The sequence below is a fragment of the Flavobacterium sp. ZB4P23 genome (assembly GCF_003970375.1).
Lineage (GTDB): Bacteria > Bacteroidota > Bacteroidia > Flavobacteriales > Flavobacteriaceae > Flavobacterium.
Genome location: NZ_RYDK01000001.1, coordinates 346,870 through 363,713 on the forward strand (window position 1 = coordinate 346,870; position 16,844 = coordinate 363,713).

Genomic DNA, 16,844 nt, shown 5'->3' on the forward strand with positions numbered 1-16,844 from the left:
AGTGAAAAACGAAAATAAAATAAAAATCTTCTTAGTAGATGATGATGCATTATTTTTAAAATCTTTAGAAATTGAATTTACCACAAATACTGATTTTATCGTTGAAACCTTCTCTACCGGTGAACACTGCTTGGCAAATATATCCAATAATCCAGATGTGATCATTTTAGATTACCAACTTGATGGTATTGAGAAAAATGCCATAAACGGAATTAAAACTTTAGATCAAATTAAAGCTTTCAATCCAGATATTCCAGTGATCATGTTGTCCTCACAGGATAAGATTGAAATTGCAGTAAACTGTATGCATCACAAAGCATTTGATTATGTAGTAAAAAGTGAAACTGCCTTTATTCGGTTAAATAAAAATATCAAAACTATTTTTAAATATCAAAAAATGACAAAGGAATTGAATTGGTTCATGGATAGAATGTGATACTAAATCCCTTTTTTTTAAGTGTGAATGATGTAACTTTTATAGACAATTATATAACACTCGTAAAGTCTAATCGGAATACATTTGTATTGTAATACCATTATTTACAGCTGTTTGAAGATATTTTTATTTTGTGTATTTGTTTCTAATTAGACTTTCACGAGAAATTACTAAAACTATAGCAATCCATTTAAAAAAAAGAAATATGAATCTTAAAAGAATCTTTGGAACTGTACTTACTTTTCTTGGAATTAGCGGTCTAATCTATACTGCGGTATTATTTTCTAGTGCCTCAGACGATATGAGTGACATTAAATCCCTCCTTATTTATGGCATATTAGGTGCCGTATTTTTCGCTTCAGGTATTAGTCTGATTCGTACAACAAAAGATGAATAATAAAATATCTTCACTCTGCACAACTGTCAAAACAACACTCCATAAATAGAACGGAATTATCTTATAATTTAAATTGTTTTATACCAAATTGACAACTCTATAGCTGTACTTTAAAAGCCATTTGCTCTAGCACACCCACTGGAACTGTTTAATTTCTTGAGTGAGGATGAACATTTTTTAAAATAAAATTCGAAATCAAACATCCCAATCAGATGACACCAAATCAGCAACATACCTTTGTAAAAGAATATTTTTCAAAAGCATAAACGCATCTCCATACAATCACTTTTAAATAAAAAAAAATGAAAACAAGAACCATTGGAATCGCGATGATTTTTTTAGGAGTAATTCTGTTACTTTACAACAGCTTTAACTATGTAACCACTGAAAAAATTGTTGATATAGGCCCAATACAAATAAATAAAAAAGTAAACCATCCAATAAAATGGTCCCCCATTATAGGGGCTGTACTTGCTATTGGAGGAGTTGTTTTAATTATGAAAGACAAGAAACAAAGTAATTAATTACAAAGAATAAATTTTTTATTAATCTGTGAATATTACAAGTTTAAATAAAAGTTATTCAACAACTAATTTAATAAAAAAACTTAAATTTGTATTATATATACTCTTAAAATAAAACTAAAATGAAAATAAGTGCTGATTTAAAAAAAATATTTATGGGTGGTTTAGCAATGCTGATGCTGCTTTCGATTTCTTCATGTGGTAAAAACATTGCTTTTCAAAATTCTATTGTGGTCCCCGCAGCAAATGGCTCGGTAAATGTCACAAAAGACAGTAACAAAAATTATTTGATAAAAATAAAAATATCAGATTTAGCCGAAGTAAACAGATTACAGCCTTCAAAAAATGTTTACGTTGTCTGGATGGAAACAGACGGGGATATTGTGAGAAATATTGGTCAAATAAAAAGCGATAGCGGATTTTTGTCCTCAAAACTTAGAGCAACTTTTGAAACAGTTACAGCCTACAAGCCGTCAAAAATATTTATAACTGCTGAAGATGACGGAGATATTCAATATCCGGGGATGCAGATGATTTTGTCTACCAACAAATTTTAAATTTATAAAACCTACCTGATATGAATCCATACCTGGTAGGTTTTATTTTTAAAAAGTTACCTTTTCTTTTTTTGGAATAGCAATAATCCAAAAAAACCTTAGGACATGAAACCCGCAATAACAATTCTTACTCTGGAATAAACAACCGTATTTTGAATAAATTTACTTTATAACCACTACTTTATCAAGTATTTATTCTAATTATTAAAGATGAAATTCGTGAATTTGATTGCATCTTTTTTAAAAAAATAAAGGTTACCTTAAACTATTTTAGTATGAAAACAGAAAAACAACTTAGCGAATCTATTCTTGAAATTACGATAAAAATACACGACCAGTATCCTGAGTTATCTAAATACCTAGCGGAGATTCCCATCACTGTTCCAATTATTTCAAATCCTGAAATAAATATCCAAACATTAACAAATTACTACAAGTCTTTAGAAAATATCCTTAAAGAATACACTATTAATCACCCTAGAACTGCCAATTAATCAATTCCGGTATATGAAATGAATGAGGCAAAATACATGTGGCTCTAAGCCTTAGTCTGTAACCCGTGAATAATGTAACTAATCCTAAAAGTTATGTAATCGTTTTTAGGTATAAAGTGGATATTCCAGAGCAAACTGAACACCCTATTCCGGTTTAAACTGTACATAAAGAGCTGAACTTTGTAAAGTGACAATTCTTTCACAGGTAATTATCAATAAAGCGGAATGAATCAGATTTAAAAGGAAATTGGAAAAACAAAAATAAAAATCAAAAGAAAAATTTGGAGATTGAAAAAAGTGTGAATAATATAAACTTATCAAAAAGTATTGTAACATAATTATTTTGAAACAGTTGCATCTTTGCAAAGAACAATTTTTTAATTAAAAAATTAAACAAATGAAAAAATCAAAATCAATTATTTTAGCTTCACTATTTGTAAGCCTTATCACTTTTACAACTATTGAAGCACAAGAAAAAACAGCTTCTTTTGGTTTTAAAGGAGGATTAAATTTCTCAAATCTTTACACGGATAATGTAGATGACAATAATGTATTAACAGGTTTTAATGCCGGTTTATATGCTAAGCTTCCCATTACTAATGCTATTGCTATTCAGCCTGAGATTAACTATACCACAAAAGGAGCAGAACTGGTGTACAACAATTCTTTTGCTAACGGAACAGCTAAATTCAATGTCAATTATATTGAAGTACCAGTCTTATTGGTAATGAATCTTACCGATAATTTTAATGTCCATGTTGGGCCTTATGCCGCTTATATGGTAAGTGGTAAAACAACCAATGATTCTAACTTATTTAGTTCCGAAAGTGAATTAGACACCAATGATTTCAATAAGTTTGACGCCGGTATCTCCGGAGGTATTGGTATCGATTTAGATGTTGCAAACTTTGGAGTACGATATAATTATGGTTTAACCAAAGTAGGAAAAGAAAGAAATTATTCCGGTACTAATTACACTTATCCTGATGCAAAAAATAGCGTATTGAGCGTATATGTGGGACTTAGACTTAACTAGAAATTAAAATATTAATCATTAAAAACTAAAATCATGAGCAATCTATTATATACCATAGCCGTAATTTTAATTATCTTTTGGGCGGTTGGGTTCTTCGCATACAGCGCGGGATCAATTATTCACATCCTTTTGGTTATAGCTGTAATAGCAGTGATATTGAGACTGATAAAAGGCCGAGGAATTTAAATTCATTGTTATTAAAAATAAACATTATGAAAGCAGATAAAATTATATTAGGAGTATTAGGAGGAGTTGCCGTAGGAGCATTATTAGGAGTCTTGTTTGCGCCTGAAAAAGGAGAAAAAACAAGAAGAAAAATCATGGACAAAAGCAATGATTATGCTGATGAACTAAAAGGCAAATTAGACTCTTTATTAGGGACAATAACTCAAAAGTATGAGAAAATTTGGAACGAAGGCGAAAATTTAATTGGCAAGGGAGAAACTAAATTTGTAGAAGCTAAAAAGGAATTTAAAATTTAAAATTTTTAAATTACAGTTACAAAAAGATTCTCAATATCAATTTGTTCCAATTTTCAGTGTGGAAAACAATGTAACTACAGTATAAATGCTTTTTAAAAAAGCAAAAGAAACCATAAAGAATATATAAAAGGTCTTGAAGAAATGATCTTCATGACCTCGCATAGAGTGAGGCAACCTATTGCCAATATCATTGGGTTAGCCAATTTACTTGAGGAATCTATAAATTCCCCAAATGAATTAAAGGAATTTTCAGAGTACATAAAACAATCTACCATAGCGCTGGATATTTTTACAAATGAATTGACAACATTTATTTTTGCATTAGAAAAAAAAGGTAAAAAGAAAAAAAAGACATAAACAGATTATATTCGTATTATTTACAAATCAAGAATGAAAATTCTTGATTTTTTTTATGTCTTTTTTTAAAATTAATTTTTGCATTTTACGCTATTTACTTTTTTGAACTTAAAATTGAACATCGATATAAAACTACAAAAAAGCTTTTAAACTGTAAAGAGATCCTGTAAAAGGCCACTATTCTCTTTTAATATTGCGTTAAGCAAACACAAAATATAACTAATTGATTTTTAATACATAAAAGTAAAGATGACAATTTACAAGAGTAAATCTTGCAAGTAATTTCGCTAATTCCATAACATATTCCTACTTTAATAAACTCACCTTTGTCTGCATATAACTTAATCCCCTAAATAAACAAAAAATGAAAATTAAAAATTTATTAGTAACTTTTGCAATACTATTTATTGCATTAATTTCTGGTTGCGCTAAGGATGACTTTCAAGAAATTGATGGTGTTTGTCCAGAAGTTATCTCGACAAGCCCTGAAAATGGAGCTATTAATGTAGCACTAGACAAATCGATTACCGTTATTTTCAATGAGGAGATGAACGCATCAACTTTTAACCAATCCTCTTTTACTTTACAAGGCTCCACTTTAGTTACAGGAACTGTTTCATTCAGTGGAACAACTGCTACACTTGATCCTACATCCCCATTATCTGCGAACACAACCTATACCGGTAAAATTAAAACATCCGTTAAAGATGTAATGGGAAATGCATTACAAGTAGACTATGTTTGGACATTTAGTACCGGATCTACAGTTACTCCAATGGTAATAGAAACAGATCCGTTGAACAATGCCACCAATGTATTTCTGAATAAAGTGGTTGCGGCAGAGTTCAATATGCCAATGAATCAAGCGACTGTAAACGCTACCAATTTCACCTTAAAACAAGGCGCTAATTCCGTTGCTGGTACGGTTACTTATAACGGAACAAAAGCTTATTTTGTACCTAGTATTCCTTTAACTGTCAATACCGTCTATACAAGTACGATCACAACTGGAGTCAAAAATATACAAGGAACATCACTTACAAATAACTTTGTTTGGACATTTACCACAGGCGCCACTAGTGGACCTTCAGTAGTCACAACAGATCCTGAAAATAATTCTTCTGGTGTTGCTCTGAATAAAACTATTACTGCTGGTTTTAGTGTAGAAATGGATCCTACTACTATTAGTAATTCTACCTTTACTTTAAAAAATGGTACTACAGCGGTAGCAGGAGCTATTTCCTATTCAGGGACTACACTTTCCTTTATTCCTACAAGCCCACTTACAGCAGGGACTACTTATACCGCAACAATTAGTACAGCTGCTAAAAATTTAGCGGGTACTCCTTTGGCAAACGATTACGTTTGGAACTTTAGTACTAGTTCAAACTTGGTTGGAAATACAGTAAATCTTGGATCAGCAGAAAGATTTGGAATTTTATCCGGTGTTGGAGTAAGTAATAATGCAGGTTTCAGTGTAATTAATAATATGGATGTGGGTATCAGTCCTGGTGTTCGTTCTTCAATAACAGGCTTTCCTCCCGCAGTTATAATAAATGGTGCTATTTATGCTTCTGATGATACTGCCCCTGTAGGGATTGCTGCCCTGCTAACACAAGCAAAACTAGACCTGACTAATGCATATCTTTTTGCAGAAGGAGCTTCTTATAGTGCGCCAATAACTGTATCCGGTGATCAGGGCGGAAAAACACTTGTTGCAGGTATATACAAATCAACATCCACACTTTTAGTACAAAATGGAGATTTGACTCTTACCGGTTCTGCAACTGACGTTTGGATCTTCCAAGTCGCATCTGCTTTTACTACTGTTGGTGGTGCAGGTGGAAATATAAAACTTAGTGGTGGAGCACTTGCTAAGAATGTGTATTGGCAAACGGGAAGTTCTGCAACTATTGGAAACTACACAAAATTTGAAGGGAATATATTAGCCTTGCAATCTATAACAATGGGAGCATATTCAACTGCAAATGGCAGAATGCTTGCTCGAAATGGAGCAGTAGTAATGACGCACACAAATATAATCTCTAAACCGTAAAAAATGAAAACTAAAAATAATTTCAAAATGGGATCATGCGCTGCATGGTCCCCTAATAATCTGAATTTCAAAAGTGTTGCGATAGTTGCTTTGACATGGTGGAGCATTCAAACCCAAGTTCAGGCACAAGAAACACTAGTAGTAAAATATGCAAAACCTACTTGGCTTTTTGGAGCTGCAGCTGGTGCCAATTTTAATTTTTATCGCGGTTCAACAAATCAGTTGAATGCTAATTTCACACCACCCGCTACTTTCCATGAGGGAGACGGTATTGGACTTTTCATTGCGCCGCTTGTAGAATACAGGCCTGCTGATTCCAGATGGGGCATCATGTTTCAAGCAGGTTATGACAGCCGTAAAGGTTCTTTTGACCCCGTTACTACCGCATGTGACTGTCCTGCAGATTTATCTACTGATCTTAGTTACATCACCGTGGAACCCAGCGTACGTTTTGCTCCGTTCAAATCTAATTTCTATGTGTATGGAGGCCCGCGTTTAGCTTTCAACTTAGACAAATCATTTACCTATCAATTGGGCACTAATACGGCATTTCCGGATCAAGAGCCTTCTCCTGAAGTAAGAGGTGATTTTAGTGCCATTAACAAAACAATTTTATCTCTTCAAATTGGAGCTGGATATGACATTCCGCTATCTTCAGACAGCAACAAAACACAATTTATATTGTCGCCTTTTGTCGCTTTCCAACCCTATTTTGGTCAAGATCCACGTGCTACAGAAACATGGAACAATACTACTGTCAGAGCTGGTGTTGCGCTCAAATTTGGACAAGGGAAAAATATTCAGGAAGCAACAGATCTGGCTAAGGACCGTGAAGTACAGTTCTCCGTAAATTCTCCTAGTAATGTTCCGGGAGAAAGAAGAATGACAGAGATTTTCCCACTTAGAAACTATGTGTTTTTTAATCAAGGATCTACTGAAATTCCAAGTCGTTATGTTGTATTAACGAAAGACCAAGTAAAAGACTTCAAAGAAGACCAACTGGAAGTTTTTGTTCCAAAAAAATTGTCTGATCGTTCTAAACGTCAAATGACTGTGTATTATAATGTATTGAACATTCTGGGTGATCGAATGCAAAAAAATCCTACAGCTACAATTATCTTGGTAGGTTCGTCAGAAAAAGGATCCCAAGAGGGTTTAGTAATGGCAGCATCAATCAAAACTTATCTAGTATATATATTTGCTATTGATCCGTCTAGAATCATGACTAAAGGTCAAGACAAACCAACTATACCTTCTGAACAACCAGGCGGAACTCAAGAACTAGTCTTACTTCGTGAAGGCGATCGCAGAGTTTCTATCGAAAGTAATTCACCGGATTTACTAATGGAATTTCAAAGTGGACCTGATGCGCAATTAAAACCTGTACAAATAATAGCACTACAAGAAGCTCCTATTGAAAGCTATGTTAGCTTCAACAATAAAGGAGCCGGTGAAGCCTTATCTTCATGGTCATTACAAATTACTGATGAGCAAGGTACGGTTCAAAATTTTGGACCATATACTCAAGACGAAGTTAAAATTCCTGGGAAAGCAATTTTAGGGAGCCGTCCAGAAGGTGATTACACCGTAAAAATGATTGGTCAAACTAAAAGTGGTAAAATTGTAGAAAAAGAAACTCCTGTTCACATGGTACTTTGGACTCCTGCAAAAATGGAGGAAGGCACCAGATATAGTATTATTTATGAATTTAATAAATCTAAAGCAATTGGTATCTATGAAAAATACCTTAGCGAAGTAGTAACCCCACAAATACCTGTTGGCGCAACAGTACTAATTCACGGTCATACTGATAGTATTGGTGAAGAAACCTACAATCAAAACTTGTCTTTAGCCCGTGCTAACGATGTGAAAGGGATCCTTGAAAAAGGGTTATCTAAAGCCGGTAGGAATGACGTAAAATTTGAAGTAACCGGAGAGGGCGAGAATGAAAATAATTCTCCTTTTGAAAACAAAACCCCTGAAGAACGTTTTTACAACCGTACCGTCATAATTGATATAATGCCCGCTATTAAATAAGTAAAATGCACGTATTATAAATTGACAAAGAGGGTAGAAACGCAAAGTTCTATCCTCTTTTTTTGTGCTGAAATTTATTTCAGATATCATGAATAGAAATTCATTTTCATAATTAAGTAGCAAGAAAGATATATTCTCGCAATTATTAAAGAAAATTTTTGCAACAGATTGGGCTGATTAAAAATATTTTAAAGCTATGAAGCGCATTAATCTATGCAAATCTGTGAAATCTATGGAAAGAAATGAAGATCTTTATTACTATTTTAGTCCCAAATTAATACCAATTTTTTTGAATTAATTTATTAGTTCTGAATCTTATAATTTTACAAAGTAAAGGTAAATTAGACGTAGTCCCTTTCCAATTTTGATTTTAAACACTTACTTTTCGTAAAAATTTTAGTATTTTTACTTTTCACTTTATTTAAAAACATGACCGAAAACGAGAAAATCCTTACCAAATTCTATAGTGCTATTGCAAATGCAGATTCACCAACAATGTGTAACTGTTATGATTCCAGTATTCAATTTCGTGATCCAGTTTTTGGTCTATTAAAGGGAAATGATGTTTGCCTAATGTGGAAAATGCTCCTCGAAAAAAGCAAAGGGAATATTACAATTAAATTCTCTGCGGTCAAGGCTGATGACTATATTGGCTCCGTACAATTTATAGCTACCTACAATTTCAGTAAGACTAATAGAAAAGTAGTAAATCGTATTCAGGCACAATTTCAGTTTAAAGACGGATTAATTATAAAACACACCGATGATTTTGATATTTTTAAATGGTCCAAACAAGCTTTTGGAATCACCGGATACCTACTAGGCTGGACTGGTTTTTTTCATAAAAAAATTCAAGAGCAAGCCCTTTTATCATTAAAAAAATATAAAGAAACTCAACATGCTGATTGACACCCTGAAAATGCTTTTCATTAGAGATTTAAACATTCTGAAATCCGAAATTGAATCGTATGAAAACGAAAGTGATATTTGGAAAACACAAAAAGGAATCGCTAATTCAGCCGGAAATCTATGCTTGCATATTATAGGAAATCTCAACACATATATTGGAGCCCAATATGGAAAGACGGGTTATATAAGAAACAGACCATTAGAATTTTCACTGAAAGATATTTCAAGAGCAGAATTATTATCAAAAATCGAAGAAACGATAGTTATCCTTGTCAATGCACTTAATACCCTCTCAGAAGAAGATTTGAAAATGGAATATCCACTTTTAGTTTTAAAGAACAAAACTTCAACTGAGTTCATACTCCTCCATTTGACCACGCACCTTGCCTATCATTTGGGACAAATTAATTACCACAGGCGATTATTGGACGCTTAAATATTTCCCACAATATTCAATTTACTGTAATTCGATTAGTTATAACAAACATCTTACTCGCAAATAAATATAAAATACGAATAAGAGATAACGACTATAATGTAATATTGATATCCAATCCTCTAAAACTCCCATCCCGGTTCAGTCCACTAAAAAATATTCTGTTTTAGAAATTCTTCAGTTTATAAGTAATAACCATGGTATAATGTCGTATTTTAAAATCAGGATAAAATTATGTAACAATCTGATTTAAGGATGTTTTACTTAAAGTTAATTCTTTTGACTTTACGACTTTTAAACTTTCGACTTACTTAACGTTGTCCGCATTAATATTCTATTTTAGAAAAACACTATTTATTCCGTTATGTTTTGCTTTACTCATTAGTTTTATTCTATATCCTGTTTGTAAGTGGATTGAAAAAAAAGGAATACAAAAAGGATTAGCTATCTTTATTTGTATTTTAGAACCTCACTTTTGGCAGGTCCCGTTATTTATTTATTATCAAATTGATAACGGACCGCACTCCTAGTTAGAAGACATTATCCGTTTTGTTAGGAGAGGGCGAACAAAAAAAGACGAGATAATCTATTTCAAAAGAGCAAAATCAAACGCCCAGTCCAACTCCTTTTTATACCACAATTGCCCTTGTGAAACTTCCAGCGGACAGTCAAAATTATTCGTATAAAGCGCTCCGGTTCCTAATCCCTGAGGCATTGCATTGTGTTGCAAAAAAGTCCATTGCGCAATCGCATTTAGTCCAATATTACTCTCCAAAGCAGAGGTAATCCACCACCCGATTTTATGCTTTTCAGCCAATGAAATCCATTCTTGCGTGCCTCGAAAACCACCTACAAAACTAGGCTTCAAAATGATGTATTGCGGCTTGATTTTTGTCAGTAATTGCTTTTTCTCTGCCAAAGTAAACACACCGATCAGCTCTTCATCCAAAGCAATAGGAAAAGGAGCTTTTTTACACAGATCTGCCATCCTGTCAGTGTGGTTTTTTTGTATCGGTTGCTCTATACTATGTAATTTAAATTCAGATAGTTGAATTAATTTATTTAAAGCTAAAGTTACATCAAAAGCACCGTTCGCATCCACCCGAATTTCGACTTGTTCCGGAGTAAAATGTTCCCGAATAAACCTTAATAACTGTAGTTCTTTATCAAAATCTATTGCTCCAATTTTGAGTTTGATGCATCTAAAACCCTGCGCTAATTTTTCCTCGATTTGCTGCTTCATAAACGCCTCTTCACCCATCCAAACTAAACCGTTTATCAGGATGGATTTTGTACCGTTTGTGAATTCAGATGGAAAGAGGAAAAAAAGGTTTTCACTCTCCAAAGATCGGAACGCCATTTCCACTCCAAATTGTATCGAAGGAAACTCTAATAACGCTTCCCAAAGCTGATCTTTTCCTAAGTGAATATTATCGCAAGTCCACTGCAATTTTTCTTCATAATCCGGTCGGTCATCAATACTCAATCCGCGAAGGATTCCGCACTCTCCTATTCCCTTTTTACCGTCTTGTTCCAAAACAATAAACCAAGTTTCTTTTTCGGTCATAACGCCACGAGAAGTTCCTGATGGACGTTTGAAATTAAGAATATATTTGTGGTAGGTTGCTTTCAAGAAATTATGAATTATGAGTTATTTCAATCTAGTAAACTTATATCTGAATTATTTTATTAAAATTTAGATGCCTAACATGGTAAAAAGAATTGTTGCTTCTTTAAAACATATAAGGCATATAAGTTTTAAAGTTCGATTTATTTATCCATTAACTTCAAAACTCTTTCAAAATCATCATTTTTAATCCCAACTTTCTTAAAAGCTGCGAAATCTTGTTTTACTTTTTGAGTCCAACTCAAACTATCCGTTACGTTTTGCGATTGATACTCTTTATAAATGGCTTTTGCAGACGAAAAATTATCATTCAATAAATAAGCGTGCGCCAAATTCAGCTTTATCAATAACTCTGTATCGTCTATTTTCTCACCTTCTTTCAGGAATTTAATTGCTTTGCCGTATTGCTTCGTCAAAACATAACTGCTACCTATCGCATTATAATCCAAAGCAGTTGCTTTTCCATCATTGATAATCGTTGTCAATTTCGTGATTGCCTCACCTTGTTTCCCTTGTTTAGCCAACATAGCGGCTTGCTTACGCAAATTGTCATACACACTTTTTGAAAGACTACTTTCACCAAAACAACTATTACCAAAATCCCTGAACGCCTTAGTGCGCTCTACAGCTAATAATTTCTGGAATTCCTTAAACTTGTACTTGGTTTGGATTTTATCGAGAATACAAACACAAAAATCATCTGAATTGGTCATTTTTTGAGCCAAATTAGAAGTTTTGCATTGATCGATGATTGCTTTTCTGTTTGCTAAAGTCCATCCGCGACTGAGTTTATTATCAACCCACGGCACCACTTCGAGAATGATTTTTTGGTTCATGATCCAGTTTTTACTTTCAAAACCAAACCATAAATTTCCCGAATTCGATCGCATACAAGTAGATTTCTCAGTAGAAAGTCGTTTGGCATCTTTACTCACCGGCGTGTCTTGAACCAAACAAGCATCATCCGTTTTGCCACTTTCTTTATATTGCATGGCTAATTCATCGCTAGAGAAAACAGCATACTTGCATTTATCATCACCTGATATTTTCGACAAGATAAAAACTGCTCCTGCTGAACCTTGACTGATTCCTGTTGGGTCTGGAATAGCTTTTAAAACCGAAACTAAACTGCCCACCATTTGCTGATTTTTATCCAAAAGCGTTATTCTGTATACGACCTCGGTAGTTCCTTCAGGGAAATCTTGAGTTTTTATAACGATTCTATCTCTGGCGGAAACTGTAATTTCTTCGGTTGTAGCACGGGTTTTATCCCAATAGCCATCTTTCTGAGAAAAAATAGTATTTGTTGAAATTAGAAACAGAAATAAAAAAATGAAATTCTTTTTTTGCATGATTGATATAAAATTTAAACACCAGAGCGAACAACGTTTTAGTAAAATTAACTACGAAGTTTGGTACCGGCAAACCCTAGCCCAGATAGAAGTAAAAATCCTTTTATCACCCTGTCAGGGTTTGAAACCCTGACAGGGTGATAAAAGATTGCAACGGATAGCTGGATTAGCTTCAAATAAAAAAATTACAACTCTATGGAACTTCCTATCTCTAACAACATGAGATCTTTTCCTTTATTGAAAAATTTACGAATAGCATCTTCATGATCAATTTCGATATAACCGAAAGTGTCGTAATGATACCCCAGAATTTTATCGCAATCCAAGAAATCAGAAGCGACAATAGCATCTTCAACATCCATGGTAAAATTATCACCTATGGGCAGAATGGCTAAATCGAGTTTGGTCCGCATAGGAATGAGTTTCATATCCATAGTAAGCGCTGTATCACCAGCAATGTATACGTTTTTATGTTCCCCTTCAATGACAAAACCGCCAGGATTTCCTCCATAACTGCCATCAGGAAACGAACTGGAATGAATGGCATTTACATATTTCAGTTTTCCAAAATCGAAATTCCAGCTTCCACCGTGATTCATAGGATGCGATTGAAAGCCTTTTGCACCATAATAACCGGCAATTTCAGCGTTAGAAACTATTACCGCATTCGTTCTTTTAGCTATCGCATCGACATCCAGAATATGGTCTCCGTGAGCATGTGTCACTAAAATATAATCGGCTTTTAACGTATCAATGTCAATGTGAGCTGCATTGGGATTTGCAGAAATGTACGGATCTACAATAATATGTTTGCCGCCAACTTCTATCCCTAATGCCCCGTGACCGTAAAATGTTATTTTCATCTTTTTAAATTTAAAAATAGAATGATTAAAGGATTCCGTATTTAGATTATTATTTTATCTCCCCCCTAAAAAAGTGTTTACAATTATATCCGAAAAGAAATAAATCATACCTAATGACAATAAAATTGAAAGTGCAAAAGTACTCAATGCCAGTTTTTTTAATTCAGGATCTAATTCCTTAGGATTTTGGTTTTTATAGACGGTAATTAAATGTTTAGTCAAAGGGATATACGACAATAAAAACAAGTATTGATCAAAGTGAAAATCATCTGTAATTGCAAAAATCAATACTAAAACCATTGCGGTTACAATCAGAATATAATGGTATATTTTAGCTTTGGCACCGCCAATTTTTACGACAATCGTGTTTTTATTTGATTTTTTATCTGATGCTTCGTCTCGCATATTATTCAGATTTAAAACACCTACACTCAATAATCCAATGGCTATTGCAGGTAAAACCAACAACGCATCCAATTGTTTAGAATATAAAAAATTCACTCCTAAAGTACTCACCAAACCGAAAAATACAAAGACAAACACATCGCCAAATCCACGGTATCCGTACGCCGTATTTCCAACTGTATATCTAATGGCTGATACAATTGCCAAAATTCCCAAAACCAAATAAAACAAGGAAAACCATAAATTTGTATCTCTAAACGCATAATAAATCAATAGCATCGCTGAAAGCAATGTCAAAGCTGATGTTATGATCATGGCGCGTTTCATGGCTTGCGGAGTAATCACACCGCTTTGTATAGCGCGTTTTGGACCTACACGATCGGCATTATCTGTTCCTTTCATTCCGTCACCGTAATCATTGGCAAAATTGGACAATATTTGCAATCCTAATGTTGTCAATATTGCAAAACCAAACAATCGCCAGTTAAAGACTTCCGTAGGCGTTAATATGTTATCTGTTGGGTGTGCCAAAGCATACATACTTCCTACGATGATTCCAGAAACCGATAAAGGCAAGGTGCGCAGTCGTGCGGCTTCAATCCAATGTTTCATATTTTTTTATTTAAAAGTTTGAAGTTTAAAACTTAAGCTTTATTGTAAAAAACAACTTTAAACCTTAAACTTTAAACCATTTTATTTACATCCAATTGCTATCGGAAGTTTCTATTTCGTACAACCAAAAATTAACTTGTTGTTGTAGTACTGAATAATTCCCTAATTGAAAAGCGATATTTCCTCCTGCGGTATGCAATGTTATGGAACCAATATCCAACTTTTTATGCCAAAAAAGCTGCGACGTTGTAATCGCTTGTATTTTACTGGGTTCAATAATATCATTGCTCACATCCCAAGCGCCACTTTGCTTTATTATAAAATTCTCGTGGATAAACAATCGGTCATTTTTGAATTTAAAATACTGGATTGCTCCAATAAAAATCACATAAATTGGCATCACATAATTATATTCAAAAATTATAGGTTCAATCCAATGACCAACTGCCATAAAACCAAACAAAGGTAATCCTATTGAAAGAATAACAGAAAAAACAAGTTTACGAAAATTAGGCTGAAGCATTAGTCCCTTTTCAGGAATTTGATGAAATAATAACTTCAATATGGAATCTCTTTCGGCTTCACTGCATCCCGGAATTTCTATTATTGATTTCCGTTCTTCCTTTTCACCCCCGGTAGCTTGTTTGATTTGTAGTTCTAAAATTCCCATTTTTTTTTGGAAATAATTTCTGGTAACGGACGTGATCTGAACTTTTTCAGGTTTGATGATAGTGCTTTTCGTATTCAACAAGCCAAAAGACAACAACAAAGATCCTTTTTGTCTCGCTATTCTATAATCATAATATTTAAAAACCGTACGGATCACATTTACTACCAGAACCACAACAAACAACAACAGTATTGATATTAAAATAGTTTGCAACACTGCATTTTTATCAATGTATAATCCTACTTTCTCCTTATAAGCATTGCTTTCTTCTCCAAAATTTTGAAAATTCTCATATATAGTACTAAAAAAAATTACCAATAGAGCGATACTTCTGCCATAATTAGATGTAATTCCAACTTTCAGCAAACTCAAAAAACTGATTTTAATAAAAGGATGCGCAGCTTCAAATAGTTTTTGCTCGGTTTCCTCCAATACAGTTTCTTCAGCGCCAATTTCATTCTTTATATCTTCATTTTCTAACAAACGAAATTTCAATTCCAAAGCCAGTTCTTGCGAAATCGCTTGAATAGCACCTTCTTTTTTATTGCTTCCGGCTGTGTCTACATCCAATTCATAAACACCAATTAATTTTTGAATAAAAGACTGATTGATATTTACCTGTTGGATTTTACGCAGCTGAATCGCGGTTTTGGTTTTATTGAAAACGCCGTCGGTAATGATAAATTCCTGATTTTCGGCATCCAAAAAGAAAGTGAAATTCAGGTATTTCAAATAAGAAACAACTCCAACACTCACAAAGAGGGCAAGCATCCCAAAGAAAAAATACAATTTATTAACCTCATCAAACTTGAAAATCCAAATCACAATCATAGGCCACAACGCTCTGGCGTAATACTGAAGCGTGTAAAAAAACATCACTAAAATCCCTATTGAAGATTGCCTCTGTGGCTGACTAAAATCGGCTCCCATTACAATTGCTTTTGTATTTTACCCATCAACAACTGTTTGATATTTTCCGCTTGTTCTTTTTCAATTCCGGGAATTTCAATATCACTGGAATTTCCGCCAGCAGTAAAAATTTCAATTTTGGCCAAACCAAAATAACGTGAAATCAGTCCTTCATGCAATGCCACATGTTGCACTCTGTTATAAGGAATTACAATCGTATTTGTAGCAATTATTCCGTGTCTGAAAAGCACATCGTGTTCCCTGAATGCAAATCCTTTTTTATGGAATCCAATAATAGAAAACACTACCAACAAAGCTGAGAATACGGGAATAACAGCTCCTATAATCAACCAGACTCTTCCTGAAAACAGTTCCGGTTTAAATGTTGAAATCAATATTGGAACAAGAATAAGTATGCCAATAAATAACGCCAAATTAATCAATACTACCCTAATATATTTAGGATGTAAATTCATAAAAGTGACTTTCTCAAATTTTGGAAGTTGGCCCGTATCAATTGTTTCGTTTGTGAAATTTTCCATTTGTAAATTTTAGTTTTTTTTGCCAAAAAGAGGCTTTCTTTTTTGCCACAAAGACCACTAAGGCGCGACGTTTTTATTTGAGTCTTTTGAGTCTGATTACTGAAACTGTTAATGAGATTTCTTCTTCGTCGAAATGACAAATT

19 protein-coding genes are annotated in these 16,844 nt (G+C 33.6%); 13 read left to right on the forward strand and 6 right to left on the reverse strand.

Translation table 11 applies throughout. The annotated features are described in order from the left end of the window. Position 1: 1 nt before the first annotated feature. The 13 genes from EKL99_RS01435 to EKL99_RS01495 all read left to right on the forward strand — a co-directional run bounded on the left by EKL99_RS01435 (position 2) and on the right by EKL99_RS01495 (position 9,721). Positions 2 to 436 (forward strand): response regulator, encoded by a 435-nt coding sequence (locus tag EKL99_RS01435; RefSeq protein WP_126459855.1) that lies wholly within the window; start codon positions 2 to 4, stop codon positions 434 to 436. A gap of 205 nt (positions 437 to 641) precedes the next feature. Continuing rightward, positions 642 to 833 carry a hypothetical protein gene (locus EKL99_RS01440; protein WP_126555764.1) on the forward strand — a complete coding sequence of 64 codons (192 nt, stop codon included), beginning with the start codon at positions 642 to 644 and terminating at the stop codon, positions 831 to 833. 302 nt (positions 834 to 1,135) lie between these two features. Further along, on the forward strand, positions 1,136 to 1,357 hold the full coding sequence (locus EKL99_RS01445; RefSeq protein ID WP_126555761.1) for a hypothetical protein: 222 nt from the start codon (positions 1,136 to 1,138) through the stop codon (positions 1,355 to 1,357). A gap of 122 nt (positions 1,358 to 1,479) precedes the next feature. Then, positions 1,480 to 1,914, forward strand: a complete 435-nt coding sequence (locus EKL99_RS01450; protein ID WP_197037190.1) for a hypothetical protein — start codon at positions 1,480 to 1,482, stop codon at positions 1,912 to 1,914. A 275-nt stretch (positions 1,915 to 2,189) separates the two neighbouring features. Beyond that, on the forward strand, positions 2,190 to 2,408 hold the full coding sequence (locus tag EKL99_RS01455; RefSeq protein WP_126459867.1) for a hypothetical protein: 219 nt from the start codon (positions 2,190 to 2,192) through the stop codon (positions 2,406 to 2,408). Positions 2,409 to 2,805: 397 nt separating this feature from the next. After that, positions 2,806 to 3,444, forward strand: a complete 639-nt coding sequence (locus EKL99_RS01460; protein ID WP_126459870.1) for a porin family protein — start codon at positions 2,806 to 2,808, stop codon at positions 3,442 to 3,444. 33 nt (positions 3,445 to 3,477) lie between these two features. Then, positions 3,478 to 3,630, forward strand: a complete 153-nt coding sequence (locus tag EKL99_RS01465; RefSeq protein WP_126459873.1) for a lmo0937 family membrane protein — start codon at positions 3,478 to 3,480, stop codon at positions 3,628 to 3,630. A 26-nt stretch (positions 3,631 to 3,656) separates the two neighbouring features. After that, complete coding sequence (locus EKL99_RS01470) at positions 3,657 to 3,926, forward strand: YtxH domain-containing protein (RefSeq protein ID WP_126459876.1); 270 nt, start codon at positions 3,657 to 3,659, stop codon at positions 3,924 to 3,926. A gap of 141 nt (positions 3,927 to 4,067) precedes the next feature. Beyond that, positions 4,068 to 4,283 carry a histidine kinase dimerization/phospho-acceptor domain-containing protein gene (locus EKL99_RS01475; RefSeq protein ID WP_126576256.1) on the forward strand — a complete coding sequence of 72 codons (216 nt, stop codon included), beginning with the start codon at positions 4,068 to 4,070 and terminating at the stop codon, positions 4,281 to 4,283. A gap of 364 nt (positions 4,284 to 4,647) precedes the next feature. Then, a complete protein-coding gene (locus EKL99_RS01480; protein ID WP_126576257.1) occupies positions 4,648 to 6,339 on the forward strand; it encodes an Ig-like domain-containing protein in 1,692 nt (563 codons plus the stop codon). Positions 6,340 to 6,342: 3 nt separating this feature from the next. Beyond that, the gene (locus EKL99_RS01485; protein WP_126555742.1) at positions 6,343 to 8,376 is read left to right on the forward strand and encodes an OmpA family protein; all 2,034 of its coding nucleotides are present in this window, start codon (positions 6,343 to 6,345) and stop codon (positions 8,374 to 8,376) included. A gap of 429 nt (positions 8,377 to 8,805) precedes the next feature. Beyond that, positions 8,806 to 9,285, forward strand: a complete 480-nt coding sequence (locus EKL99_RS01490; protein ID WP_126562180.1) for a nuclear transport factor 2 family protein — start codon at positions 8,806 to 8,808, stop codon at positions 9,283 to 9,285. Then, positions 9,275 to 9,721 carry a DinB family protein gene (locus tag EKL99_RS01495; protein ID WP_126576258.1) on the forward strand — a complete coding sequence of 149 codons (447 nt, stop codon included), beginning with the start codon at positions 9,275 to 9,277 and terminating at the stop codon, positions 9,719 to 9,721. Before EKL99_RS01490 ends, EKL99_RS01495 begins: the two co-directional genes overlap by 11 nt. 586 nt (positions 9,722 to 10,307) lie before the next feature. Here the strand turns inward: EKL99_RS01495 and EKL99_RS01505 are convergent. From EKL99_RS01505 to EKL99_RS01530, 6 genes are all read right to left on the reverse strand, one after another. Further along, positions 10,308 to 11,354, reverse strand: coding sequence for an o-succinylbenzoate synthase (locus EKL99_RS01505; protein ID WP_126576260.1), 1,047 nt, complete (start codon positions 11,352 to 11,354; stop codon positions 10,308 to 10,310). A 137-nt stretch (positions 11,355 to 11,491) separates the two neighbouring features. After that, positions 11,492 to 12,700 carry a M48 family metallopeptidase gene (locus EKL99_RS01510; protein WP_126576261.1) on the reverse strand — a complete coding sequence of 403 codons (1,209 nt, stop codon included), beginning with the start codon at positions 12,698 to 12,700 and terminating at the stop codon, positions 11,492 to 11,494. 185 nt (positions 12,701 to 12,885) lie between these two features. Further along, positions 12,886 to 13,563, reverse strand: coding sequence for a metal-dependent hydrolase (locus EKL99_RS01515; protein WP_126576262.1), 678 nt, complete (start codon positions 13,561 to 13,563; stop codon positions 12,886 to 12,888). 54 nt (positions 13,564 to 13,617) lie between these two features. Next, entirely contained in the window at positions 13,618 to 14,580 is a 963-nt protein-coding gene (gene menA, locus EKL99_RS01520) for a 1,4-dihydroxy-2-naphthoate octaprenyltransferase (protein ID WP_126576263.1), read from the reverse strand. Between the two features lie 85 nt (positions 14,581 to 14,665). After that, positions 14,666 to 16,180: a PH domain-containing protein gene (locus EKL99_RS01525; RefSeq protein ID WP_126576264.1), complete on the reverse strand. Its 1,515-nt coding sequence runs from the start codon at positions 16,178 to 16,180 to the stop codon at positions 14,666 to 14,668. Further along, complete coding sequence (locus tag EKL99_RS01530) at positions 16,180 to 16,701, reverse strand: PH domain-containing protein (RefSeq protein ID WP_126555721.1); 522 nt, start codon at positions 16,699 to 16,701, stop codon at positions 16,180 to 16,182. The genes EKL99_RS01525 and EKL99_RS01530 overlap by 1 nt, the downstream gene beginning before the upstream one ends. Between the last annotated feature and the right edge of the window lie 143 nt (positions 16,702 to 16,844).